The 24,341-nt window shown below is 73.6% G+C and carries 24 protein-coding genes; 12 read left to right on the forward strand and 12 right to left on the reverse strand.

Features of this window, described 5'->3' with window-relative positions:
- Window positions 1-373: 373 nt before the first annotated feature.
- Window positions 374-973, reverse strand: a complete 600-nt coding sequence (locus DDJ31_RS00840) for a 3'-5' exonuclease (RefSeq protein ID WP_127182237.1) — start codon at window positions 971-973, stop codon at window positions 374-376.
- A 315-nt stretch (window positions 974-1,288) separates the two neighbouring features.
- Between DDJ31_RS00840 and DDJ31_RS00845 the strand changes: the two genes are divergently transcribed.
- From DDJ31_RS00845 to ligD, 3 genes are read left to right on the forward strand one after another with little or no spacing between them, the layout of a single operon-like run.
- Complete coding sequence (locus DDJ31_RS00845; RefSeq protein WP_127182236.1) at window positions 1,289-1,768, forward strand: DUF5709 domain-containing protein; 480 nt, start codon at window positions 1,289-1,291, stop codon at window positions 1,766-1,768.
- Between the two features lie 33 nt (window positions 1,769-1,801).
- Entirely contained in the window at window positions 1,802-2,413 is a 612-nt protein-coding gene (locus DDJ31_RS00850) for a DNA polymerase ligase N-terminal domain-containing protein (RefSeq protein ID WP_127182235.1), read from the forward strand.
- A 6-nt stretch (window positions 2,414-2,419) separates the two neighbouring features.
- The gene (gene ligD, locus DDJ31_RS00855; RefSeq protein ID WP_127182234.1) at window positions 2,420-3,460 is read left to right on the forward strand and encodes a non-homologous end-joining DNA ligase; all 1,041 of its coding nucleotides are present in this window, start codon (window positions 2,420-2,422) and stop codon (window positions 3,458-3,460) included.
- Here the strand turns inward: ligD and DDJ31_RS00860 are convergent.
- The 5 genes from DDJ31_RS00860 to DDJ31_RS00880 form a co-directional block, all read right to left on the reverse strand.
- On the reverse strand, window positions 3,426-4,253 hold the full coding sequence (locus DDJ31_RS00860) for an alpha/beta fold hydrolase (protein WP_127182233.1): 828 nt from the start codon (window positions 4,251-4,253) through the stop codon (window positions 3,426-3,428). The genes ligD and DDJ31_RS00860 overlap by 35 nt on opposite strands.
- Before the next feature lie 174 nt (window positions 4,254-4,427).
- A complete protein-coding gene (gene ykgO / locus DDJ31_RS00865) occupies window positions 4,428-4,550 on the reverse strand; it encodes a type B 50S ribosomal protein L36 (protein ID WP_062672424.1) in 123 nt (40 codons plus the stop codon).
- Window positions 4,547-4,813, reverse strand: a complete 267-nt coding sequence (locus DDJ31_RS00870) for a type B 50S ribosomal protein L31 (protein ID WP_127182232.1) — start codon at window positions 4,811-4,813, stop codon at window positions 4,547-4,549. The genes ykgO and DDJ31_RS00870 overlap by 4 nt, the downstream gene beginning before the upstream one ends.
- Window positions 4,814-4,854: 41 nt before the next feature.
- Complete coding sequence (gene rpmG / locus DDJ31_RS00875) at window positions 4,855-4,995, reverse strand: 50S ribosomal protein L33 (protein WP_127182231.1); 141 nt, start codon at window positions 4,993-4,995, stop codon at window positions 4,855-4,857.
- 216 nt (window positions 4,996-5,211) lie between these two features.
- The gene (locus DDJ31_RS00880; RefSeq protein ID WP_127182230.1) at window positions 5,212-6,102 is read right to left on the reverse strand and encodes a lysozyme; all 891 of its coding nucleotides are present in this window, start codon (window positions 6,100-6,102) and stop codon (window positions 5,212-5,214) included.
- A 443-nt stretch (window positions 6,103-6,545) separates the two neighbouring features.
- Here DDJ31_RS00880 and DDJ31_RS00885 point away from each other — a divergent pair, with 443 nt between their 5' ends.
- Window positions 6,546-7,088, forward strand: a complete 543-nt coding sequence (locus tag DDJ31_RS00885) for an EF-hand domain-containing protein (RefSeq protein ID WP_127182229.1) — start codon at window positions 6,546-6,548, stop codon at window positions 7,086-7,088.
- A 95-nt stretch (window positions 7,089-7,183) separates the two neighbouring features.
- Here DDJ31_RS00885 and DDJ31_RS00890 read toward each other — a convergent pair whose 3' ends face one another.
- Both DDJ31_RS00890 and DDJ31_RS00895 read right to left on the reverse strand, forming a co-directional pair.
- Window positions 7,184-7,324 carry a hypothetical protein gene (locus DDJ31_RS00890; RefSeq protein WP_206280752.1) on the reverse strand — a complete coding sequence of 47 codons (141 nt, stop codon included), beginning with the start codon at window positions 7,322-7,324 and terminating at the stop codon, window positions 7,184-7,186.
- Between the two features lie 91 nt (window positions 7,325-7,415).
- Window positions 7,416-7,982: a TetR/AcrR family transcriptional regulator gene (locus DDJ31_RS00895; RefSeq protein WP_127182228.1), complete on the reverse strand. Its 567-nt coding sequence runs from the start codon at window positions 7,980-7,982 to the stop codon at window positions 7,416-7,418.
- A gap of 159 nt (window positions 7,983-8,141) precedes the next feature.
- On the opposite strand from DDJ31_RS00895, the gene DDJ31_RS00900 reads away from it, so the two are divergent.
- The gene (locus tag DDJ31_RS00900; protein ID WP_127182227.1) at window positions 8,142-9,293 is read left to right on the forward strand and encodes a saccharopine dehydrogenase NADP-binding domain-containing protein; all 1,152 of its coding nucleotides are present in this window, start codon (window positions 8,142-8,144) and stop codon (window positions 9,291-9,293) included.
- 208 nt (window positions 9,294-9,501) lie between these two features.
- Here DDJ31_RS00900 and DDJ31_RS00905 read toward each other — a convergent pair whose 3' ends face one another.
- The 4 genes from DDJ31_RS00905 to DDJ31_RS00920 form a co-directional block, all read right to left on the reverse strand.
- Window positions 9,502-10,329 (reverse strand): aldo/keto reductase, encoded by an 828-nt coding sequence (locus DDJ31_RS00905; RefSeq protein ID WP_127182226.1) that lies wholly within the window; start codon window positions 10,327-10,329, stop codon window positions 9,502-9,504.
- Between the two features lie 294 nt (window positions 10,330-10,623).
- Window positions 10,624-11,292 (reverse strand): TMEM175 family protein, encoded by a 669-nt coding sequence (locus DDJ31_RS00910; RefSeq protein WP_164785069.1) that lies wholly within the window; start codon window positions 11,290-11,292, stop codon window positions 10,624-10,626.
- A 124-nt stretch (window positions 11,293-11,416) separates the two neighbouring features.
- Window positions 11,417-13,972, reverse strand: a complete 2,556-nt coding sequence (locus DDJ31_RS39605) for a zinc-dependent metalloprotease (protein WP_276319325.1) — start codon at window positions 13,970-13,972, stop codon at window positions 11,417-11,419.
- Between the two features lie 419 nt (window positions 13,973-14,391).
- Entirely contained in the window at window positions 14,392-15,195 is an 804-nt protein-coding gene (locus DDJ31_RS00920; RefSeq protein WP_127182224.1) for a GntR family transcriptional regulator, read from the reverse strand.
- Between the two features lie 473 nt (window positions 15,196-15,668).
- Between DDJ31_RS00920 and DDJ31_RS00925 the strand changes: the two genes are divergently transcribed.
- The 7 genes from DDJ31_RS00925 to DDJ31_RS00955 all read left to right on the forward strand — a co-directional run bounded on the left by DDJ31_RS00925 (window position 15,669) and on the right by DDJ31_RS00955 (window position 24,232).
- Window positions 15,669-17,009: a peroxidase-related enzyme gene (locus tag DDJ31_RS00925; protein ID WP_164785068.1), complete on the forward strand. Its 1,341-nt coding sequence runs from the start codon at window positions 15,669-15,671 to the stop codon at window positions 17,007-17,009.
- 97 nt (window positions 17,010-17,106) lie between these two features.
- On the forward strand, window positions 17,107-18,198 hold the full coding sequence (locus DDJ31_RS00930) for an ABC transporter substrate-binding protein (protein ID WP_127182222.1): 1,092 nt from the start codon (window positions 17,107-17,109) through the stop codon (window positions 18,196-18,198).
- On the forward strand, window positions 18,191-19,444 hold the full coding sequence (locus tag DDJ31_RS00935; protein ID WP_127182221.1) for an ABC transporter ATP-binding protein: 1,254 nt from the start codon (window positions 18,191-18,193) through the stop codon (window positions 19,442-19,444). Before DDJ31_RS00930 ends, DDJ31_RS00935 begins: the two co-directional genes overlap by 8 nt.
- A complete protein-coding gene (locus DDJ31_RS00940; protein ID WP_240678333.1) occupies window positions 19,441-20,424 on the forward strand; it encodes an ABC transporter permease in 984 nt (327 codons plus the stop codon). The genes DDJ31_RS00935 and DDJ31_RS00940 overlap by 4 nt, the downstream gene beginning before the upstream one ends.
- The gene (locus DDJ31_RS00945; RefSeq protein ID WP_240678332.1) at window positions 20,421-21,218 is read left to right on the forward strand and encodes an ABC transporter permease; all 798 of its coding nucleotides are present in this window, start codon (window positions 20,421-20,423) and stop codon (window positions 21,216-21,218) included. Before DDJ31_RS00940 ends, DDJ31_RS00945 begins: the two co-directional genes overlap by 4 nt.
- Window positions 21,219-21,266: 48 nt before the next feature.
- The gene (locus DDJ31_RS00950; RefSeq protein WP_164785067.1) at window positions 21,267-22,307 is read left to right on the forward strand and encodes a dipeptidase; all 1,041 of its coding nucleotides are present in this window, start codon (window positions 21,267-21,269) and stop codon (window positions 22,305-22,307) included.
- Window positions 22,304-24,232 (forward strand): FAD/NAD(P)-binding protein, encoded by a 1,929-nt coding sequence (locus tag DDJ31_RS00955; protein ID WP_127182219.1) that lies wholly within the window; start codon window positions 22,304-22,306, stop codon window positions 24,230-24,232. The genes DDJ31_RS00950 and DDJ31_RS00955 overlap by 4 nt, the downstream gene beginning before the upstream one ends.
- Window positions 24,233-24,341 lie beyond the last annotated feature (109 nt).

Here is a 24,341-nt window from a genome sequence, read left to right on the forward strand (position 1 = left end):
CGGCGAGGACGGCTCGTTCCTGGGCAGAGCGGTGGCGCGGTACGGCAGGTCGAGGAGCTGCCTGCTGGAGGGCGCACGACCTCCGCGAGGAACCCGTGCGCAGGTTCTTCCAAAGTTTCATCGCAATATTGCAGAGCACTAGAGGCTCGTCTACGTCCAGGGCCGCACAATTTTCACCAGCAGTGCCCACAGACCTTCCGTGGGTGCGGGGCGCGCAGGGGCTTTCGCCGTTCCGGCGGTGGCGCGTGGGGCGTGATCTGTCGACGGAACGTCGAAAGCCCCGTCACGGCGGGTCCACAGCCATGACGGGGCTTTGCGTGCTACGACGCAAGCGAGCGCAAGTTACGCAAGTTTTTGCGCTTCTGTTGACGGGTTACTCGGCGAGGACTCCCGTGGGCAGGGCGGCGCCCTCGGCGCACAGGTGGCGCAGGGCGGCGGCGAAGGAGTGGCAGTCGAAGAGCGCCGCGTGCTCGTTGCCCGCCGCGGGCCTGGGGAGTTCGAGGGCCTGCCACAGCCGTCCCACGTTGAGCGTGGCCGTCCGGGGCGCGAGGGTGTTCACCCAGGGCCGGATATTGAGGAAATGAGCGCCGAGATAGCCGTTCTTCACTTCCTCTCCCCTGGCCCGCGCCCAGCCCACGTTCTCGCCGAGCACCATCATGTCGTTGCCGTAGGAAAGCACCGACTGGCCCCGGCAGAATCCGAGGAATTCACCGAGCGCCTCGGCCGCCGGAACGCCTTCCTGGTCGACCGCCTCCTGGGAGATTCCGGTCAGCTCGGTGAAGTAGTCGGAGAGCACCGGATTTACCACCGGTTTCACCAGGATCTCGTACTCCTCGACGACGGAACAGTCCTGGTCCAGACGGAGCGCGCCGATCTGCACGATTTCACGGAACTGACCCGGCGCTCCCCAGTCCTGTTCCAGTGCGCCTTTCCATGAAGTGAACTCGAGGTCGAACACAACGAACGTGGACACAACGGTCTCCTCCGGCACGATTGGCGTCCAGGCTACCTTGGCCCGCCGATCACCAAGAGGCGGAAAGTCGCTTTCCCGCCATGGCCTTCGAGGCCGTCCGCGGCGTTCCCGTTCCGTCTCTTAACGAGCTGTACAGATTTCCTTGTCCCGCTCGACGGAATCCGGCAAGGAAATCCGGCCAGCGTGCCGCGTCGCCCGCGCCACCGGCCGGCGGGCGCCGGCGCGCGGTGCCCGACGTGCCGGGATGTGTGGACTGGGCCAGGCTGGACAGACGGAGCGGACGCATCAGAACCGTCGCGAAAGGTGATCGGCACCATGGGCAGCCAGGACGCGGACGACGCCATGGGCAGCGAGGTCTACCAGCCCTCGGGCCCCGAAGAGCGTGAGGACGAGGGCGTCCTCGATCCGGAGGACACCCTCACCGACCGGGGCAGCGACCCCTACGACGAGGGCTGGTCGCCGCCCGAGCGCCCGCTCGCCGTGGACCACCAGGGCACCACCGCCCGGGAGCAGCGCGAGGGCGAGAGCCTGGACGAACGTCTCGCCGAGGAACGGGCCGACCCCGCGCTGACCCCGCCGGGCGACGGCGACGGCCTGGGCGACCTGGAGGACGGCGACGGCGAGCCGCTCGACCGCGAGGTCGGCACGGCACGCGCGGGCCGGCTCACGGCGCCCGACGAGGGCGCTCACGAGGACGCCGAGAAGGACATGATCGCCGAGGACGTCGGCATCGACAGGGGCGCGGCCGGGGCCGAGGAGGCCGCCGTGCACCTGATCCCGGACGACGACGCCTGAGGACGGGCGCGATCCCGGGGAAGGTGGCGCGACATGGCCGGCGAGGACCCGCTCGGGAGCTACCGCGGCAAGCGTGACTTCGACCGGACCCCCGAGCCCAGGGGCGGGCCGGGGAGCGCGGGCGAGCTGCCGCACTTCGTCGTCCAGATCCATGACGCGGGCACGATGCACTTCGACGTCCGCCTCCAGGTCGGCTCCGTGCTGAAGTCGTGGGCCGTCCCCAAGGGCCCCTCCGCCGACCCGCGCGAGAAGCGGCTCGCGGTGCCCACCGAGGATCATCCGCTGGAGTACGAGGAGTTCGAGGGTGTGATCGCGCCGGGCGAGTACGGCGGCGGGACCGTCATCGTCTGGGACATCGGCACCTACCGGCCGCTGAGCCACGACCGGCACGGCCGTCCGGTGCCGTTCGCCGAGTCGCTCGCGCGCGGCCACGCGACCTTCTGGCTCGACGGCACGAAACTCGGCGGCGGCTGGGCGCTGACCCGCTTCCGGGGCGGCGCCGGCGGCACGGAGAAGGAGGCGTGGCTGCTGGTGAAGGCCGCCGACGAGCGCGCCGACCGGCGCCGTAAGACGACCGATCCCCGCCGGGCCCGTTCGGTCCGCAGCGGCCGGACGCTCCGCCAGGTCGCGGCGCACGGGAGCTGAGCGGCGATGGGCGCGCTCCTCGCCACCCTGCCCGCCGGACAGGCCAGGTTCCTGCGGGAGGCGCGGCCCGGCCAGGAGCCGGCCGCGGACCCCATGCTCGCCACCCTGAGCGACCGGCGGGACTTCCCGGCCGGCTGGCTCTTCGAGCGGAAACTCGACGGCGTCCGGGTCCTCGCGGTCCGCGCGGGCGGCGCCGTCACCCTGCGGTCCCGCACGGGCAGACGTCTCAACGCCACCTATCCCGAACTCGTGGCCGCCCTGGAGGCGCAGGAGTGCGCGGACTTCACCGTCGACGGCGAGGTCGTGGCGCTGTGGCGGGGCCGCACCGACTTCGCCCGGCTCCAGCGGCGGATGGGGCTGACCCGGGCCCGGGACGTCGAGGCGAGCGGGGTCGCCGTCACGTACTACGTCTTCGATCTGCTGCGTCTGGAGGGCGCCGACACCCGGGGCCTGGCGCTGCGCACCCGCAAGTCGCTGCTGCGCCGGGCGCTCACCTACCGGGCGCCGCTGCGCCTGACGACCCACCGCAACGAGGGGGGTGAGCGGGCGCTGGCCGACGCCTGCGCCCGCGGCTGGGAGGGGCTGATCGCCAAGCGCGCCGACAGCCGCTACCGGGCGGGGCGTTCGCCGGACTGGCTGAAGCTCAAGTGCTCGCTCACCCAGGAGTTCGTCATCGGCGGTTTCACCGAGCCGGGCGGCGCGCGCGCCGGGTTCGGGGCCCTGCTGCTCGGCCACTGGGCGGACGGGCAGCTGCGCTACGCGGGCAAGGTCGGCACCGGCTTCGACCACCGCACCCTCGTCGCCCTGCGCGCCCTGCTCGACGAACTCGCCGTCGCCGCGGCGCCGTTCGCCGAGCGGGTGGGTGAACCGCGCCCGCGCTGGGTGGAGCCGGTGCTCGTCGCGCAGGTCGCGTTCACCGAGTGGACCCGCGACGGCCTGTTGCGCCATCCCCGGTTCCTCGGACTGCGGGACGACAAGGCCGCGCGGGACGTCGTTCGGGAAGACGGCGGGGTCAGCGGCGCAGGAACTCCAGCAGGTCGTCGTTGAACCGCTTCTTGTCGCCGGGGACCATGGCGAGTCCGTGCGAACCGCCCTCGTACACCTTCAGGTCGGCGCCCGGGATCAGCTTGGCGGCCTTGCGGCCGGTGGCGTCGAGGGGGACGATCTGGTCGTCGTCGCCGTGCACCACCAGGGTCGGGATGTCGAACGCCTTGAGGTCGTCGGTGAAGTCGGTGTAGCCGAAGGCGTCGACGCAGCGGACCCCGCCCTCGATGGTCTGCGCCATGGCCATGTACCAGAAGGCGTCCTTGTTGCCCTGGGTGGCCTTGGTCCCGGGGCGGTCGGCGGAGAAGAAGCCTTCCGCGGTGTCCTTCCAGAACTGCGAACGCTCTTCCAGGATGCCGCTCTTGAGGGTGTCGAAGACCTCGTCGGGCACCCCTTCCGGGTTGGTCCGCGACTTGGTCATCACCGGTGTGATCGCGGAGAGCAGCACCGCGGAGCGCACGCGTCCGGTGCCGTGCCTGCCGATGTAGCGGGCGAGTTCACCGCCGCCCATGGAGTGCGCCACGAGGGTCACGTCCCGCAGGTCGAGGTAGGTCATCAGGTCGTTGAGGTCGTCGGCGAAGGTGTCGAAGTCGTAGCCGTCCCAGACGGGGGTGGAGCGGCCGTGGCCGCGGCGGTCGTGGGCGATGCCGCGGAATCCGGCGTCGGCGACGGCCTTCAGCTGGTCGTGCCAGGCGTCGCCGTTGAGGGGCCAGCCGTGGATGAACAGCACCGGGCGGCCCTGGCCCCAGTCCTTGTAGAAGATCTCGACTCCGTCGCGGGTCGTGCAGACCGGCATGACCGTGTCCTCTCGATGAGCGTGCGCGGGCGCCCCCTCCTCGATGCTCCCTGATCGGCCGCCGGCCGCAACTCAGCGCCGGTGCCGCAACCCGGTGGGGCCGGCGCTCCGCACGGCACGGGCCGGCCGGGTCCCGTGCGGTACGGCACGGGCCGGCCGGGTGTCCGCGCCGTCTCAGCCCTGGCGGGCCTTGAAACGCGGGTCCTTCTTGTTGATCACGTACGTCACGCCGCGGCGGCGGACCACCTGAGCCCCCGGCTTCGCCTTCAGCGAGCGCAGGGAGTTGCGCACCTTCATCGGGTCTCCTCCGTCGTCGCCTTCCGGCCGTAGCGGCGCTCGAACCGCTCCACGCGGCCGGCGGTGTCCAGGACCCGCTTGGTCCCGGTGTAGAAGGGGTGACTGGCCGACGAGATCTCCACGTCGACCAGCGGGTAGGTCGCGCCGTCCTCCCACTCCACCGTCCGGGCCGACTGGCGGGTGGAGGGGACGAGGAACGCGGTCCCGGCCGCGCGGTCGCGGAAGACGACGGGTCGGGACACGGGATGGATGCCAGGCCTCATGGTGTTGCCTCTCTGCTGGGGGTGACCGGGGTGCGGGCGCTTCAACGCTGTTCGCGGAAGTCGACGTGCTGCCGGGCCACCGGGTCGTACTTGCGCAGAACGAGCCGGTCGGGGTCGTTCAGACGGCTCTTGCGGGTCACGTAGGTGACGCCCGTTCCGGCCGTCGACCGCAGCGTGACGATGGGTCGTGCAGTGCCGTGCCATGAGGACTCCTCTCCGCCGACCCCACGGGCGCCATCTTTGGCCCGTGCATGTCAGCGTCGACCGTGTCAACACCACCTCCCCCCGTAGCATTCCCGATCACGCGCCCCGCCCCGGCCGGTACGTTCACCGGCCCGTGGAGCGCGGCGCGGGCCGTGGCCCGGTACGGCGCACGGCCCGTCGTGGTGTGCCGGGGGTCAGGCGGCGGCGAAGTCCCGCAGGCCGTCGACGGTGCCGTCGAACCGGTCGTGGTCACCGACCGTGGGGCCGGTCGAGGTGTACTGCCACATCGCGTACGACGACCAGCCCGCCGGGAGCGTCCCCACCGAGGACGCGTACCGGGCGACCCACAGGGGGTTCGTGGCGCCGAAGCCGCGGTGGCCGCCCGTGCACTGGTTCCACCAGTTCGTGGAGGTGTAGATCACCGCGTCGCGGCCGGTGCGCTCCTTGTAACGGCCGAGGAAGTCGCCGATCCAGCTCACCATGGAGCTGTTCGACTTGCCGTAGCAGGTGTCGCCGTAGGGGTTGTACTCGATGTCGAGGGCGCCGGGCAGGGTGTGTCCGTCGCCCGTCCAGCCGCCGCCGTGGTCGATGAAGTAGTCGGCCTGCGCGCTGCCGCCGCTGGAGTCGGGGGTGGCGAAATGGTAGGCGCCGCGGACCATGCCGACGCCGTGGGCGCCGTCGTAGTGCTGGTCGTAGTAGGGGTTGCGGTAGGAGGTCCCCTCGGTGGCCTTGGTGTAGGCCCACCGGGTGCCGGCGCTCCACAGGGTGGGCCAGGCGACCTCCCGCTGGTGACTGGAGACGTCGACGCCCTCGGTCTGCGACGCCCGGGTCGCCGGGGACAGCGGCTCGGGCGATCCGCTGCTCCCCTCGTGGGCCATGACACCGACGCCCATGTAGGCGCTGCCGCGCTCGGGAAGAAGGGGCGCGGGCACGGTGGCGGACGGCGGGACGCCTTGATGCGGCTGGGGATCGGGCCCGGCCACCGCGGGCGCGGCGGAGGCTCCGAGCAGCGGGAGAAGGGTGAGCGGGAGAGAGGGGGCAACGGCGGCCAGGCGCAGCCTGAAGCGGCCGTACGGACGGGGCATGGGTGGTCGCACGCAACCCATCTGACCGCCGGAGCCACCGGCCCGCACGTCAGGTACCGCCGGGCGGAGGGGTTCGAGGGGGGGGAAGGGGGCTAGCCCGGGGCGCCGTTCGGCGGGGGGCGTCCGGCGGGGAGGCGGCCGGACAGGCCGTCAGGTCCGGCGCGAGGAGGGGGCGGCGAGCGGGACATCGGGGGCGGCGCGCGTGTCGGAGGAGTCGGCGGACGGGACCGGTCCCCCTGGGCGCGCGCCCGATCGCGTTCTCCGGGCCGCGCTCCGTCGCGTGCCCCGTCCCGCGCTCCGCCACGTGGGTGACGGTTCGTCCGGATGTGCTCGTGGAGGCGGGGCCGGCGACCGGCCTACAGTGACGGACGCCCTGTCCGCCCTCGCGAACGGCGGGGCGGCGGCGGTTCACGGTTTCGGTTCGGCGTCGAGGGAGGCCGGTCATGGCCAGCGCGTTTCAGGAGCGCAAGCTCAGGGGGATGTTCGCCGCGTTCGACGCGGACGGCGACGGCCGGCTCCGCGAGGAGGACTTCACGGCGCTGATCGCCCGCTGGAGCCGACTGCCCGCCGTGGCGCCGGGCACCGAACTGCGCGCGCGGGTGGAGTCGTTGCTGATGGAGTGGTGGGCGGCGCTGCTCGAGGTGGGGGACGCCGACGGGGACGGCACGGTCGACCTGGGTGAACTGCTCTCCCTCGTCGACAGGTTGCCGCTGATGGTGGACGCCGTGACCGCGACCGCCGACACCGTCTTCGACGCCGTGGACGCCAACGGCGACGGCCGCATATCGCCCGAGGAGCACCGCGGTCTCGTGGAGACCTGGAACGGGCGTCCGGTGGACATGACGGGCGTCTTCGACCTGCTCGACCTGAACGGCGACGGCCATCTGAGCCGCGCCGAGTTCGCCGCCCTGTGGCGCCAGTTCTGGATCAGCGACGACCCGGCCGAACCGGGCAACTGGCTCTGCGGGCGAATTCCCGAGCAGTGACGGTCACCGGCCGGGGAGAGGGAGATCGGGAGAGGGAGATCACCCCCTGCCGGACGCCCCGATCCGCCCCTTCCTCCTCCCCCGGCTGTGCCGGGTCAGATCCGGGCGGGGGCGTCGCACGAGATCCGGGTGTCGGGCGGCAACTCCGGTCGGCCCGGGACCTGTCGGTGCTCCTCCGTCCACGCGTCGCCCGCGATCGTGACGGCTACCCGGCACCAGAAGGGCAGAGCGGGCACGTCGATGTCCTGAAAGGCGGTCTCCCACCCGCCGGGCGGGTGCGGACGTCCGTCGAGGGTTCTCCTTCCGGAGTCTCCGACCGGCGTCCCGTCACGTCCCGGCGAAGGCCGACCGCAACTCCTCCGTCACCTCGCGCAGGCACCCGTCGAAGCTGGCCTGGCCGTCGGCCGCGGTCCACTGGCGGAAGGCGTTCTGGAAGGCGACGGTGGCGAGTTCCGCGACCAACACGGCTGTCAGCGCGCTGACGTGGCGCCGCACCAGGGCCGAGCGGATCGCCTCGGTGATCGCGGCCGTCTTCGTGCGCTCGCGTTCCTGCAGCTCCGGGCTGGCGTCGATGACCGCCCGGCGCTGCGGCACGCCCTCCACCTCCTCGACGAGCCGGGTGCCGATCCGGCTCAGCGCGTCGAGGACCGCCGTGAGCGGGGCCGCGTCGGGGTCCGCCGCCAGGATCGCGTCCGCGAGGGCCGGGGGCAGTGCCTCCGAGCCGGCGAACAGGATCTCGCGCTTGTCGGGGAAGTAGCGGAAGTAGGAGCGCCGGGTGAGACCGGCCCGTTCGGCGATCTGCGTCACCGTCACGTTGTCGTACCCGTGCTCCAGGTACAGCTCCAGAGCCGCCCGCCTGAGACGCTCCTCGGCGCCCGGATCCCATCTCGCCATGGATTGACCCTAACAGGTGATGTCTCACCGTGTCATCGGTGTTAGCGTGGAGTCACGACACAGTGTGTCATCACTGGCGGCGGTCGCCTCCGGTGCGGCCCGGAACAGGCGGGGTGCGTGAGCATGCGAAACAAGCGGGACAGGCAGGACAGGCAGGACATGAGCGGAATCGGCCGGAACAGCGGGAGCGAGGAGACCCGCGAGGGCGAGGCGAACGGCGAGGAGCAAACAGGCGGCGGGCGGAGCGACGAGGTGTGGGTGCTCGGCGCGACCGGACGGGTCGGCCGGGGCGTGTGCGCGCGTCTGGTCGCCCAGGGAATGACGGTCGTGCCGGTCGGCCGTGACAGGGAGCGGCTGATCGCCGCCGGGACCGAGGCGGGACTGCCGGGCGGCGCGAAGGTGGTCGTCGCCGACGGCGCCGAGCGGATCGCCCGGGAGATAGCCAGGCAGCGGCCCCGCGTGGTGGTGAACACCATAGGCGGCTACGCGGCCACCGGGCCGCTGATCGCGCGGGCCTGCATGCCCGGCGGCCACTACGTCGACCAGGCCAATGACCTGCTCGCCGTTGAGGGGCTGCTCGCCCTGCACGACGAAGCGGTACGGGCGGGCAGCACCCTGGTCACCGGCGCCGGGTTCGGCGTCCTGGCCACGGAGGCGGTGGTGGCGAAGCTCTGCGAGGGACGGCCGGCCCCGCACCGGGTACGCGTCGACTCGGTGGCGTCCTCGGCCATGGAAGCCGGAGTGCTGGGCGTCGCTCTCGCGGACAGCATCGCCGATGTCCTCACGGCGGGCGGCCGCAGGTACGAGGGCGGACGGCTGGTGAGGTCACGTCTGGGCGCCCACCCCCGGCGCCTCGTCTTTCCCGACGGCGAGTTCGCGGCGGCCGGCGAGGTGGCGTCGGGAGAGCTTCTCGCGGCGCACGCGGCGAGCGGGGCGCCGTCCGTCACCGCCGCCTCCGCGCTCGCCCCGACCTCGGCGCCGGTGCGCGCCCTGCTCCCGCCGCTCGGCAGGCTGCTGTCCGTCCCGGCGCTGCGGAGGCTCGCCGTCGACCGGCTCGGGAGGGTCACCGTCAAGGCCGCGCCCCGTCCGCGACGGCACTCCTGGGGGCACGCCGTCGTCGAGTGGGCGGACGGCACCCGCCGTGAGGGGTGGCTGCGCGCCGACGAGGCCATGGACTTCACCTCGGGCGTCACGGCCACCGTCACCGCGCTGCTCGCCGACGGTGCGGGCAGGCCGGGCGCCTGGACACCGGCGGGGGCACTGGGCGCGGACATCGCGACGAAGGCGGGTGGTGCCTTTCTCCTGGACTGAGGAGGGCTCCGCGGACCCGGGACGGGCGGACAGGTGGCTGTCGCGAACCGGTCGTCGCCAGGGGCCCGTGTTCGCCAGGAATCCTCATCGCCAGGGTCTGGGGCCTCCGGGAACCGGTCGTCGCCGGGGGCTGTGGCCGTCGGGAACCGGGGGGGTCACCAGGGAGCCATGGCCGCCGGGAGGTGGTCGAGCCGGTCGTCGCCGGGGGTCAGCCGTGGAAGCGGTCCGGGTCGGGGCCGGTCCGCTCATTGCGGTTGAGCGCGGAGATCTCCCCGATGTCACCGTCGGTCAGCTCGAAGTCGAAGAGGTCGAAGTTCTCCTCGACGCGCTTCTTCGTCACCGACTTCGGGAAGACGATGTCGCCGCGCTGGATGTGCCAGCGCAGGGTGACCTGGGCGGCCGACTTGCCCACCCGATCGGCGATCCGGTTGATGGTCGGGTCGTCGAGCACCTTGCCCTGCGCGATGGGCGACCACGCCTCGGTGGCGATGTCGTGCTCGGCGCCGAAGGCCCTGACCTCGTCCTGGGTGAGGTACGGGTGCACCTCGATCTGGTTGACGGCGGGCACCACGTCGCTCGACTCCAGCAGCCGGCGCAGATGGTGGGGCTGGAAGTTGGAGACACCGATGGCCTTGGTGCGGCCGCTGCGGTAGATCTCCTCCAGGGCCTTCCAGGTCTCCACGAAGTCGCCCCTGCCGGGCAGCGGCCAGTGGATGAGGAAGAGGTCGAGGTGGTCGAGGCCCAGCTCGGCCATGGTCGTGTCGAACGCCTTGAGGGCGTCGTCGCGGGCGTGCGCCCCGTTGTCGAGCTTGCTGGTCACGAAGACGTCGGCGCGGTCGAGCCCTGACTCCCTGACCGCCTGGCCGACCTCCTTCTCGTTGCCGTACATCTCCGCCGTGTCGATGTGCCGGTAGCCGGTCTCCAGCGCGGCGAGGGTCGCCTCGCGGGTCTCGTCCGGCGGAATCTGGAAGGTGCCGAAGCCGAGCTGGGGGATGCGCACGGCGTTGTTGAGGGTGACGGTCGGTACTGCGCTCACGGTGGCTCCTGTCGTCGGGCGTCATCGGGTCGTGGGGCCGCAGGTGCCACAACCGGACCCGCTCCCCTCGGGCGCCGGTGCCACAGCCGCACCCGCTCCCCTCGGGCGGCGGTGCCGCGGCCCGACCCGCTCTCCTCGGGGTTCCCGACCTCACCACCCACAAACCGCCCCTACAGACAGAAACGGCACCATCGCCCCCTACCCTCCCCGAGCGACTGGCCGTGCCGCACGGCGCGCGGCGGGCCGCCGAGGCAGAGCCGGGTGTCAGTCGGCGGAGGCGGGGCCAGGGCGCCGTCAGCCGATCCGGCCGCTCCCGTGGTCTCCCCCGCCGCGGATCCGACCGCGCCGCCGGTCGCGCAGCGGAAGGTAGACGTAGCTCGTGAGCAGCGGGACGGCGATCCAGAGCAGCCACGCGGTGGTGGTGGCGAAGAAGACCGGGATCGACAGGGCGAAGCCGACGAGGACCGCGTACCGCTGGGGCTCGGCCGCGAGCGGCGAGCGGGCACCGTCGGCACGCAGTCCCCTGACGTTCAGGTGGTGGGTGATCCCGATCAGGGTGAGGCCCGCCAGTACCTGGAGGAACGCGTAGAACCCCCACCGCAGGGCGTGGGCGGTGAGGGTGTCGCCGCCCTCCGTGACGAGCAGCCTGGTCGCGAACGGGTTCAGGATGATCATCAGCAGCCAGAGCATGTTCAGCTTCCGCAGCAGTGAGTCGTTGCGTACGACCGAGCGGAAGATGCGGTGGTGCTGGCCCCACGCCGCGGCGATGGCGTAGAAGCTGATCAGGAACGCCAGATAGTGGTCGGCGTGCTCGCGCGCCGAGTCCCAGAGGGCAGCGGCGTCGGGTCCCACGGGGACGGGGAGTTCGAGCGCGAGCAGGGTGATGGCGATCGCCACCACCGCGTCGGAGAAGAGGATCAGCCGGTCGGTGCCCTGCGCTTCGACAGCCTGTTCGTTCTCCACGGTGATGGTCTCTCCAGGTGGCGCGATGCGGGGTGGCACCCGGCCCGACCCGCTCGGAACGCGGGCCAGTAGATCACTCGCCGACATACCCGGTCCAGCTTGAACCGCGCTGCGGCGGGCCGCCTCACAGGGGTGCGCCGGGCGGGACCCTGGGCAGGGGGTCGAGGCGCGGATCGGCGGGGGTGTGCGCGGGCGCCCCTTCGAGGAACGCCGTCAGGGTGCGGGCGGTTTCGCGGCGGCGGGCCGCGTCCTCGGCGGCGCCACCCGGTGCCCCTTCGCCTTCACCGGACGCGCGGAGCCGAACGGCCAACGCCCTTACCGCGGCCTTGAGTTCCTCCCGCACCGGGTGGTGCAGCTCGCCGCCGCGCACGGCCGCCCCCACCTGACGGACGACGACCCAGCCCGCCGTCTCCAGGACCAGCGCTCCGGCGGTGGAGGGCGGTCCGTCGGCGTTGCCGGTCCCGGGACCGCTTCCGTTCCCGTTCCCGCTCCGGACTCCGGCCCCGGCCCCGGCCTCGGCCCCGGTCCCTGTCGCATTCTCGCTCTCGCCCTCGTTCGCGCTCTCGCCGCGGCTCTCGTTCCCGTTCCCGTTCCCGTTCTGCGGCCAGGTCGCGTCGAGCAGGGCCGTCACGACGTCGCGGACTCCCGGCAGGCGGGGGTCGTTCGCGTGCTGCCAGGCCAGCCGGTTGAGCTGGGCCGGCTCCAGGAGGGGTTCCGTCACCAGGGCCGTCGCGGACTCCACGGCGGAGAGCGGGTCGAAGACCCGTCCGGCCCGGGTGTCGAGGTACTCGGGTGAGCGCGCGTACCGGATCGCGGGCGGCGTCAGCGCGGCGAGGACGGCCGGGTGCGGCACGAGGTGCTCGGGGCGCAGCAGCCCGGCCGCCGTGCGCAGCGCCCGCCACTGGTCGTCGGCCGCGACCGCGGGCGTGCCGCGGACGGTGCCCGGGAGGGTGTCGCCCGCCTGGGCGTAGGCGTAGCGGACACCGCCGACCAGCCGGGTCACGGCGGCCAGGTGGTGGCGGTGGTAGAGGTGCAGCAGCGCGGCCCGCGCCTCCAGTTCACCGCTCTGCCGGTCGGGCGGGACGACTCCCGGGGTGAAGGCGGCCTGGGCCGCGCGGCGCACGGCGAGGGCCTGTTCCAGCGCGTCGAACGGGTCGCGGGAGTGGGGCACCCAGACGGCCGCGTCGGCGTGGGCGGCGCCGGGACCGCGCGCGTCGTCGTCGGCGAGGTGGAGCAGTCCCGCTTCGGCGGCCTCCCGGCGCAGCCGGGCGAGCCCGGCGCTCTCCGCCGCGGGCGTGTCGCCGGGGAACCTGCCGTACGCGTGGGCGACCAGGAAGTGGTCCCAGGGACCGAGTCCGCTCGGGTAGGCGCGGGAGAGGTCGGGGGCGCCGTCGGGACCGACGGTGACCTCGGGGTGCGGGTAGTCCATGACCGAGGGGCGGGGGTGGCCGGTGCTGGCGAAGTTGTGCAGGAAGCCGAGCGCGTGCCCGATCTCGTGGGCGGCCAGCAGCCGCATCCGGGCGAGCACGGTCGCGCGCACGACGGCCAGCCGGGGGGCCTCGTCGGGGTGGCCGTAGGGGGCGAGGAGCGCCTCGGCGAGCGCGGTGACCTGTTCGACGCGCTGCGAGCCGAGGCGTACCCGGCCGTGCAGGATCTCTCCGGTGCGCGGGTCGGTGAGGGCCTGGCCGTGCGACCAGCCGCGGCCGTCGCGGTGCACCCACCAGACGGTGTTGAGCGCCGGATCGTCCAAGTCGGCGTCGGCGGGGGCCACTTCGACCCGGTAGGCGTCCTGGAACCCGGCGGCCTCGAAGGCCTCGCGCCACCAGTTGCCGCCTTCGACGACGGCGGAACGCCACGGTTCGGGAACGGCCGGGTCGACGAGGAAGACGATCGGCCGGCGGACCGGACCGGACGCGGCGTCCGGGTCGGTGGGCTCCAGGCGGAAGCGGGGCTGGTACATGACCCGGGCGCCGTCGGCCCCGTGGTCGACGTGGCCGATGCCGTAGCCGCCCGAGGCCGGGTGGTAGGCGCGGGCCGGGAGCGGCGGGTCGGGCAGCGGCACGAGATGGACCTGCTGGACGACGGTGAGCGCGGCGGGCGCGGGGGTGACGGCGCGCAGGGCGGCGCCGGTGCCGGGTCCGCGCAGGGTGAGCAGCGCGGGCAGCCGCACGCCGCGGGCGCCGGCGTTCGCGGGCAGCGGGTAGGACGCGGCGGGGTCCACGGTGTGCTCGCCCTGGCCGCGTTCGCGCAGCAGGTCGGCGATGCCGTGGAGGTCGGTGAGGGCGAGTCCGGCGGGGTCGATCAGGGCGCCGTCGGCGTCCTCGCGCAGGACGGGGGCGCTCCAGACGACGGACCGGGCGAAGGAGTCGGCGCCGGCGCGGACGGCGGCCGGGTCCCCGGTGGCGAGGTGGTGCTTGTCGCGCAGGACGAGGACGGCCCGCCCGGACAGCCGACGGAACTCGGCGAGCCGTCCCTTGCCCGACTTGCCGCGGTCCAGGGTCAGTTCGCTGGACCCGGCGCCCGCGGAGAGGGAGGCGGTGAGCAGGAACGGGGTGTCGAAGCGGCGGACCCGGAGCAGGGTGCGGCCGGTGTCTCCCGGGCCGCCGCCGTCCGGGACGCCGTCGTTCAGGACGCCGCCGTCCGGGGCACCGCGGGCGGGGATTCCGGCAGGGGCAGGCACCCGGGTGGTGTGGTGGTCGACACCGTCGGAGTCACCGGGAGTCGGACCACCAGGAGTCAAACCGCCGGAAGTCGGACCACCAGGAGTCGGACCACCGGGAGTCGAACCGTCAGACGTCGAACCGCCGGAAGTCGGACCACCGGAAGTCGGACCACCAGGAGTCGGACCGCCGGAAGTCGGACCACCGGGAGTCGAACCGCCGACGTCGTCCGGCGTGCCCGAGGCCACGGTGACCAGCTCGAACAGGGGGAGGTCCGGGTCGGTTCGGGGCTCGGCTTGCTGCTGCTGATGGGGCATGGTGACTCTCGCTCTCCGCCCCGCCCGGCCGCCGGTCGCCGTCTGTCCGGTGTCGTCCGTCTTCTCGTCTGTCGGCCGTCGCGGAGCGGGACCGATGCTAGATCGTCCGCCTGTGCCTCCGCTCAGCGGTCCGGTTCGGCCGGGATCTCGTAGGCGAGGTGGAAGCGGTCGCCCGGCACCACCAGGTCGGCGGTCTCCAGGGGGCGTTCGCCCGCCCAGTAGGTCCGTTCGATGGCGGCGACGGCGGCGCCCCGGCCCAGGTCGAGGGCCGCGGCCTCGTCCGGGGTGGCGAGGCGGGCGGTGACGGTCTCGGTCGAGCGGGTGACCCGGATGCCGATGTACGACATGCGGGCCACGACGCTGCCGCCGGCCAGCGGACCCGCGCCGGGCAGCGAGACGGGGGTGCCACCGGTGATCTCCAGCGGCTCCCAGCTGACGCAGATCATCGCCGGGAGGCCGTCGTTGCTGAGCTGGTACTCGCTGCGGATCACGGGTTCGCCCGGCGGTACCCGTAGCCGCCGGGCGATGTCGGGATCGGCCCCCTCGGTGCGGGAGGAGGGGACGCCGCGTTCGGAACCGGCGCCCGGACCGCCGTCGTCGCCGGGGGCGGGTGGTCCCGTGCGGCGCAGGTCGGGGTGGACGGCGAGCCGGCCCTGGAGCCGTTCGTGGGTCCAGGAGCGGGCCATGGTGGAGGCGGAGGTGCGTTCCCGCACGAAGACCCCGCGGCCGGTCCTGCCCCGGGCGAGCCCTTCGCTCACCAGCAGCCGGACCGCCGCGGCGGCGACGTTCGCGCCCACCGCGTACTCCGTCGCCAGGGCCGCCCGGGACGGCAGGAGGGCTCCTGGCGGGAACTCACCGCTCTCGATCCGGCGCCTGATGTCCTCGGCGACCCTGCGATAGAACGCGACCCGCACCAAACGTCTCACCTTCCGGACAACTGTCTCGCGATCCGAGAAATTCTGGAGTGACCTGGGAAACACGGTCCGGTCACGCGGCTCTCGACGGTATCGCGGCCCGGAACCTGATGCATCAGGCGGGGTCGAACCGGCCCTGTGGGACGCGGCGGCAGCCGAACCCCTCCCACCTGGTGCAACAGGTGGGCTCCCGCACCCGTCGGCCGAGGCACCCGCGCGGACCGCAACGGCCGGTATTCCCGCTCGTCAGGGCTTTGCGCACGGCTCGCGGACAGGGCTAACTTTCAGCTCTCCGGGCTCGTCCCACGATGTGTCCGGATGATGGGCCACGCGGTGGACGGTTGCGCCGCACGGTCCGACCGCCGGATGGCCGGCGGCAGTGGAAGGACCCGACGAAGGGCCCGCCGGACGCGCGCACCGCCGCCGGGCGCTGTCGCCCGGACCGGTTTTTCACCTGACGCGGCCGAGTGGGGAGAGGAGCGACCTTGAGCGACGACGAGCAGTACCGTCCCGGCGTCGGCACGCACGCCGACGCGGCGCGGGCCGCGCTCCTGCGCCCCGCCGGGGTGGAGGGCCACGGAAGCCGGCCGGGCCCGCTCACCCCCGCGCTGCGGACGGCGGTCGCCGCCCTCGCCGCCGAGCTGGCCGGACAGCCACGGCTCGCGCGGCGGTACCGCGCCCTCGCCACGACCACGCCCGACGCGCACCCCAGCGATCACCCCGCCGATCACCTCGCCGATCACTTCACCGATGCCGGTCCGGCGGAACCGGCCCCCGCGGGCCCAGGCTCGGTGCAGCCGGAACCCGCCCCCGCGGACCCAGGCCCCACCGCGCCGGACCCCACCGCACCGGAACCCACGGACCGCCCTGCTCCCTCCGCCTCCTCGGCCGCCTCCCCCGCCTCCCCCTCTTCAGGTCCCGCCGATCTCGTCGCCGCCGTCCTCGCCTACACCCGGGTCGTGACCCTCGCACCGGCGGACGCCGGGCGTGCGGACATCGCGGAGCTGGAGCGGGTCGGGCTCGGGGCGGCGGACATCGTCGCGCTGGCCCAGATCGTGGCCTTCGTCTCCTACGAGGCCCGGGTCGCCTCGGGTCTCGCCCTGCTGGACGGCGCCCCGGCGGCCGAGCCCGTGGCCGCCGCCACCACCCCGCCCGCGCCCGCGCGGGTCACCACCGGCCCCGGCCCCGGCCTCCGCTTCACCCTGGACACGCTCACCTGGGCCCCCTGGATCACCCCGGTCCCCGCCGACGGCCTCGACGACGAGCAGCGGGCGGTGGTCGACGCGCACGCCACGCTCTCCACCGACTCGCCCTACTACCGCACCCTGCTGCACGCGCCGGCCGCTCTCGACCACCGCACCCACGTCTACAACGCGCTGATGTACGGGCGCGGCGGGCTGCCCCGGGCGGAGCGCGAGCTGGTCACCCTGCTGGTGTCGCGGATCAACGGCTGCGTGTACTGCGCCTCGGTGCACGGCCGCAAGTTCGCCCAGCTCGGCCGGGACCCCGAGGCGGCGCGGCGGGTGCTCGCCGAGGGCGCGACCGCGCTCACCGGCGATCCGCGCCGGGCCGCGCTCGCCCGCTTCACGGAACGTCAGACGGCGACCCCGCCGGCCGCCACCGCCGCCGACGTGGCCGCGCTGCGCGCCGCGGGTGTCGAGGGCGCGGCGCTCCTCGACGTGGTGCACTGCGTGGCGCTGTTCGGCTGGGCCAACCGGTTGATGCAGGTCCTGGGCACGCCCTCGGTGCCTGAGTCCTGTACGGGGACGTCCGGTCCTGCCGCACCGGCGGCAGTGCCCGCGGCGGGCTCCCCGTCGCTCGGCTGACCGGACGTCGTTCTCCCCTGTTCGAGCCCATCCGCACCGCTCGGCCCTCGTGAACCAGCGCCCGCGCGTCCCGCGCTCTCGTGAACCGGAGTTCCTCATGACCGCAAGTCCCCGCCGTCTCGCCACCGCCGCGGGCATCGCGGCGACCGCCCTGCTCGTGTCGTCCTGCGCCACCTCCGCCTCGACGTCCGCGGGCGGTGGATCGGACACCGGCTCCGGCAGGCAGACGATCACCTTCATGGGCTTCTTCGGCACCTTCCAGGACTCGTTCACCAAGACGGTGATCAAGCCGTTCGAGAAGGCCAACCCGGACATCACCGTCAGGTACGTGCCGATCCAGAACTCCGCCGAGGTGCTGGCCAAGCTGCGGGCGAGCAAGAAGAACCCGCCCGCCGACGTGGCGCTGATGGACAGCTCGGTCGCACCGACGGCGAACAAGGAGGGCCTGTTCGCCAAGCTCGACGAGGCGCAGGTGCCCAACCTCGCGCGGCTGGTCGACAAGGCGCGCGGCACGGACGGCTACGGTCCCGGCCTGACCCTGGACAGCCTCTCGATCCTCTACAACTCCAAGGCCGTGAAGAAGGCTCCCACCAGTTGGAACGACCTCTGGGACCCGACCTACAAGGGGAAGCTGGCGCTGCCGATCGCGGACACCCGCGGGGTGGCGCTGATCGTGGCGCTGGAGAAGATCCTCGGCGCGGACTACAAGAAGGACATCGATCCGGCGATCGACAGGCTGAAGACGCTGGCGCCGTCGGTCGAGACCTGGCAGCCGTCGCCCGACGTCTACACGGCGGTCCAGTCGGGTGAGGCGGACGTGGCCGTCGGCTGGAACGCGCGCGGCCAGTTCTACAAGGACGCGTCCGACGGCGTGGTGCAGCCGGTGCTGCCCGAGGAGGGCACGGTCGAGCAGATCAACACGATCAACCTGGTGGCGGGTTCGGGGCACACCGCGGCCGCGCAGAAGTTCATCGACTACGCGATCGGCGCCGAGGCGCAGAAGGCGTTCGACGACGACGCGTACTACGCGCCGGTCAACCGGGACGCGACGCTGAAGAAGGACGTCGCGGAGCGCACCACGGCCTCCGCCGAGCAGCAGAAGCACCAGATCCCGGTCGACTGGAGCTGGATGACCACCCGGTACACCGCGTGGGTGGACCGCATCAAGCGGGAGGTCATCGGTGGCTGAGCCGACGACACCCGCCGCCGGTTCCGGGGCGGGTCATCTGACCCTGGACGGCCTCACCAAGACGTATCCGGGGCAGCACGGCGCGGCCGTGCGGGGGATCGACCTGACCGTCGAGCGCGGCAGCATGCTCGCCGTGCTGGGCCCCTCGGGCTGCGGCAAGTCGACCACCCTGCGCATGATCGCGGGCCTGATCGAGCCGACGGCCGGCCGGGTCCTGGTGGACGGCCGGGACATCACCGGCGTCCCGGTGCACCGCAGGGACATGGGCATGGTGTTCCAGTCGTACGCGCTGTTCCCGCATCTGGACGTGGCGCGGAACGTGGCGTTCGGCCTGGAGATGCGCAAGGTGTCCAAGGCGGATCGGGAGCGGCGGGTGGCGGAGGCGCTCGACCTGGTGCGGCTCGGCCATCTCGCCGGGCGGCGGATCGCCCAGTTGTCGGGCGGCCAGCAGCAGCGGGTCGCGCTGGCCCGCGCGCTGGTGGTGCGGCCCACGCTGCTGCTGCTCGACGAGCCGCTGTCCAACCTGGACGCGCAGTTGCGCGGGGAGATGCGGGACGAGATCCGGCGCATCCAGCGGGAGACCGGGATCACGGCGGTCTTCGTCACGCACGACCAGCACGAGGCGCTGTCGATGGCCGACCGGGTCGCCGTCCTCGCGCGGGGGCGGCTGGAGCAGATCGGCAGCCCGGAGGACGTCTACGAACGGCCCGAGGGCCGGTTCGTGGCCCGCTTCGTGGGGCGGGCCAACCTGGTCGAGGGCACGGTGACGGGCTCCGACGGCGACCGGACGGTGGTGGAGCTGCCCGGCGTCGGCCGGGTGCCCGCGCTCGGCGAGCCGCGCGCCGCAGGCAGCCGGGCCGCGGTGCTGCTGCGGCCGCACCGGATCACGCTGGCACCGGTACCCACCGCGGGCGGCGACGCCTCGGCCGGGCCCTCGCTGCGGGGCACGGTGCTGAGCGCCGGGTACAGCGGCGAGAGCGTGGCGTACCGGGTGCGGGTCGGCGCCGACGGGCCGGAGCTCGACGTGGAGCGGCCGGCCGGCGCGGAGGCGGCCCTCGCGCCGGGCACCGAGGTGGCGCTGGGCTGGGACGTGTCGGCGGCCCGACTTGTCGACTCCGCGGCTGCCGCCGACGAGGCCGATGCCGACGCGACCGGCCCTACCGGCACGACCGGCACGGCCGCGCGTGACGCGGGTGCCGCCTCCGGGTCGGGGTCCGCCGTCGGCGCGGGCGCGGTGGCGCCGTGAGCGGCTCCGTGACGGCGCCAGGTGACGCCGTCCCCGTCGACGCTCCGCGTCCCTCGGGAGAGCCTCCCTCGGGAGAGCGGCCGGCGGGCGGGCTTCCCGCGCGGGGGCCGCGTCCCGGGCGGACCGCGCTGCTCCTGCTGGCGCCCGGCGCGCTCGCGCTGCTGTTCACGTACGCCATGCCGCTGGTGTGGGTGGTGCGGATGGCGCTCAACGAGCCGCTGGACGGCGGCGCCATCCGGCAGACGGTCAGCTTCGGCACGTTCGCGGAGGTGCTCGGCGACGGGCACTACTGGAAGGTCATCGGGCAGACCCTGCAACTCGGCCTGCTGGTCACGGTGTTCACCCTGATCCTGGCGTATCCGCTGGCGCTGTTCCTGGCCCGCACCACCAGCCGGTGGCGGAGCCTGCTGATGGCGCTCGCGGTGGCGCCGCTGCTGATCTCGGCGGTCGCGCGCACCTTCGGCTGGATGGCGATCCTCGGCAACCAGGGGCTGGTCAACAAGACGCTCCAGGGCCTCGCCCTGATCGACGGACCGCTGCCGCTGGCGAACAACATGACCGGCGTCGTCATCGCGTCGGTGGAGATCTACATGCCGTTCGCGATCCTCGCCATGATCAGCGGCTTCGGCCGACTGGAACCGGAGCTGGAGCGGGCCGCGGCCTCGCTCGGCGCGAACCGGCTCGCGGTGCTGCGCCGGGTGGTGCTGCCGCTGACGCTGCCCGGCGTACTCACCGCGGCGCTGCTGGTGTTCGTGCTGAGCCTCAGCGGCTACGTCACCCCGCGGCTGATCGGCGGCGGCCGGGTGTTCGTGCTGGCCACCGAGATCTACGACGAGGCGATCACCTCGCTGAACTGGCCGGTGGCGGCAGTGCTCTCGGTGCTGCTGCTGGTGCTGTTCGGCGTCGTCATCGTCCTGTACCAGCGCGCGCAGCGCGCCCTGGAGCGCCGGTTCACCGGTGAGAAGGGAGCGTCGCGGTGAGGACCCACCCGGCCGGGCGGATCGCCCGCGTCACGCTGCTGACCGTTCTGTACCTGTTCCTGCTCGCCCCGATCATCGTGGTGTTCGTCGAGTCGTTCGACGACTCCACCTTCCTGCGCTTCCCGCCCGAGGGGTTCACCCTCGACGCCTACCGGCAGGTCTTCGCCAACGCGGACTTCCGCTCGGGCGTCCAGGTCAGCGCGGTCACCGCCGCCGTCACCACGCTGCTCGCGCTGCTCACCGGGGTGCCCGCGGCCCTGGCGCTGACCCGGGTCGGGTTCAAGGGGCGGGACGCGGTGGAGTCGGCGTTCCTCTCGCCGCTGCTGGTGCCGCACATCGTGCTGGGGCTCGCCCTGCTGGTGCTGTTCGCGCCGATCCCGCTGACCGACACGTACGCGGGTCTGATCCTGGCGCATCTCGGGGTGACCGTGCCGTACGTGGTGCGGACGGTGTCGGCGGCGCTCGCCGGGGCCGATCCGCGCGCCGAGGAGGCGGCCCGCACGCTGGGCGCGGGCCGGCTCACGGTGCTGCGGCGGGTGACCCTGCCCGCGGCGCTGCCCGGCCTGGTCTCCGGCGCCGTCATCGCGTTCCTGCTCTCCTTCGACGAGACGGTGATCTCCCTCTTCGTCTCCGGGCAGAACACCAGGCCGCTGCCGGTGGCGGTGCTCCAGTACGTGGAATACCGCAGCGATCCGTCGATCGCCGCGCTCTCGGTCTGCCTGGTCCTGCTGTCCGTGCTGGCCGTGCTGGTGGTCGAGCGGAGCCTCGGCCTGCGGCGCAGTCTGCGTTCCTGACCGGTCCTCGACCGCCCTGTCCCGTCCGCCCCATCCCTGGAGGTTCCTGTGTCCACCGCGCCCGCCCCGTCCTTCGACCCCGCGGCGCTGCACCGCGAGAGCGTCGTCTTCAACGCGCTCGACTGCACGCCGCTGGCCTGGGCGGACGAGACGTATCTCGGGAAGCTGGCCGCCTCCGGGGTGACCGCGTTCAACCACGCCACGATCGTGTCGCAGGGCTACGACGCGGCCGTCGCGTCGATCGTCGGCTGGCAGCGCCGGATCGCGGAGACGGACGGGCGGCTGTTCCAGGGGCGCGGGCTCGCCGACGTGCGCCGGGCCAAGGAGGAGGGCTCGGTCGCCTGGTTCGTGGGCTTCGAGGACAGCAAGCCGATCGGGGACGAGCTGTGGCGCCTGGAGGCGCTGCACCAACTCGGGCTCCGTTTCCTCGGGTTGACGTACCAGAACCGCAACTTCGCGGGGGACGGCAGCGGTGAGACGGCCAACGGCGGTCTCAGCCGGTTCGGCCGGTCGCTGGTGCGGGAGTGCAACCGGCTGGGGATCGCGCTCGATCTGTCCCACACGGGTGAGCGCTCCACCCTGGAGACCATCGAGCTGTCGCAGAAGCCGGTGCTGGTCACGCACGCGGGACTGACCCGGTTCGTGGACAGCCCGCGCAACAAGAGCGACCAGGTGGTGCGGGAACTGGCCGCGCGCGGCGGGGTGTTCGGGCTCGCGGCGAAGTCGGGGTTCCTGAGCCCCGACGGGCTCTCGGGTCCGACGGAGCCCGAGGTGTTCGCCGACAACATCGACCACCTGGTCCAACTCGTCGGCGTCGACCATGTGATCGTGGGCACCGACGTCGGCGACGAGCGCAAGTACTCCAAGGAGGGCATGGCCCGGGTGCGGCGGCTCTACCCGGAGATCCCGATCGTCGACGACCGCCTGGACCTGGACCTGATCCACCCGGTCGGCATGGGCACCCCGGCCGATCTGCCGGTCATCACCGAGGTGTTGGCGCGGCGCGGGTACGGCGCGGACGACCTGCGCAAGGTGCTCGGCGGCAACCTCATGCGGGTGCTGGGCGAGATCTGGGACGAGGCTGCGTGAGGTCCACGTCCGCCGCCGGACGGCGTCCTGTGGTCGCCGTGGTGGGGGCGGGCCCGCGCGGCACGGCGGTCGTGGAGCGGCTGGCGGCCCGCTTCGGCCAGGCGGGGGCCGGCGCGGACGTCGAGGTGATCGAGCCGTACGTGCCCGGCGCGGGCCGCGTCTGGGCGCCGGATCAGCCGCAGTCGCTGCTGATGAACACCCTCGCCGGGCACGCCACCGCGTTCCCCGACGACTCCGTGCGGATGGCGGGGCCGCCGTCCTCGGGCCCCTCCCTCCTCGCATGGTCCCGGCACCACTCCCCCGGTCTGGCCGCGGACGCCTATCCGTCCCGCGCGCTGATGGGCCGCTATCTGGCGTGGGCGTTCGAGCGGATCGCCGCCGGGGCGCCGCCCCGGGTGCGGGTCACCCACCGCGGGGACCGTGCCGTGGCGCTGGCCGCCGCGCCCGACGGCCGGTTGCGTCTGACGCTGGCCGGGGGCGGTGAGGTGGTGGCGGACGCGGTGGTGCTGGCCACCGGGCACACCGAGGTGCTGCCCGGCGCCGAGGAGAGCGCGCTGCGCGCCGGTGCGGCGGCCCGCGGCCTGGTCCATGTGCCGCCCGGACAGGCCCACGAGAGCGATCTGAGCCGGGTCGCGGCCGGGGAACCGGTTCTCGTGCGGGGGCTCGCGCTGAACTTCTTCGACCAGCTCACCCTGCTCACCACGGGGCGCGGCGGACGGTTCGAGACGTCGTCCGACGGCGGGCGGCGCTATCTGCCGTCCGGCCGTGAGCCCCGGGTGTACGCCGGTTCCGGTCGCGGCGTGCCCTATCTGGCCCGTGGCCACGCGCCCGGCACGATGCCCGCCGGACATCGCCCGGTGGTCCTCGACGACGCGGCGGTGGCCGGGCTGCTGGCCCGGGGCGCGGGTGCGGTGTCGTTCATGGGCGACGTCTGGCCGCTGATCGCGAAGGAGGCGGGACTCGCCTGGTACGGGGTACTGCTGCGGCGGCGCCCCGAGGAGTGCGCGCTGCCGGTCGGGGAGTTCCTCGCGCGGTACGCGGCGTGCGGTTACGGTTCCGCCGCCGAAGTCGGCCTGGTGGCCGAGGCGTTCGCGGATCCCGGCGCGCGGTTCGACCCGCGCGGCCTCGAACGGCCGCTCGACGGGCGGCGGTTCGCGTCGCGGGAGGAGTTCGACGGGTGGATGCGGGCGCGTCTGCGGAACGATCTGGCGCAGGCGCTGGCCCCGGAGTCCAGTCCGCTCAAGGCCGCGGCTGCGGCCGTCGCCTCGGTGAAGGGCGCGGTGCGGCGGCTGGTCGCGGGCGGTGTGCTCGCCGGGGACACCCGGGCCGACCTGTCGTGGTTCCGCGCGTTCGGCGCGCATCTGTCGAGCGGGCCGCCGCCGTCCCGGATCGCCGAGTTGCTGGCGTTGAGCGAGGCGGGGGTGGTGTCCTTCCTCGGCGCCCGTCCCGAGGTCCGACTGAACGCGGGGCGCGGGGTGTTCACCGCGGTCTCGGCGACGGTGCCGGACGCGCCCGTGGTGGCGGGTGCGCTCGTCGACGCGTGGCTGCCGGGCGCCGACGCGGCCAGGACCGCCGATCCGCTGCTGCGGTCGCTGCTGGACTCCGGTCTCGCGCGGGCCCATCGCGGCGACGGCGGGCGCGGCGCCCCGAGCGGCGCGCTGGACGTGGAGGTGGCCGGGCTGCGGCTGCGGGACGCCCACGGGGTGCCGTCCGCACGGCTGTTCGCCTGCGGGATCCCGTTGGAGGGCGTCGAGTGGAACACGGCGATCGGGGCCCGCGCGCGCTCGAACGCCGCGCTGTTCCGCCAGGCCGACATCATCGCCGCCGGAGTGGCCGAGGCGTGCGGGGCGGCAACCGCCGTCGCGGGGGCGGAAGTCGGCGCCGAGAAGGCGGGTGGCTCCGCCCTGTCGGACGGCCGGGGCTGACCGGCGCCGGCCGGGCGGAGCCGCCACGGCGGGGGCTCCCTCTCCCGTGCGAACCGGCCCGCGGGTCCGTCTCCGGACAAGGTGCGTCCGATCGGGCCCTGTCGGCGGA

This window comes from Streptomyces griseoviridis, from assembly GCF_005222485.1.
GTDB lineage: Bacteria > Actinomycetota > Actinomycetes > Streptomycetales > Streptomycetaceae > Streptomyces > Streptomyces hintoniae.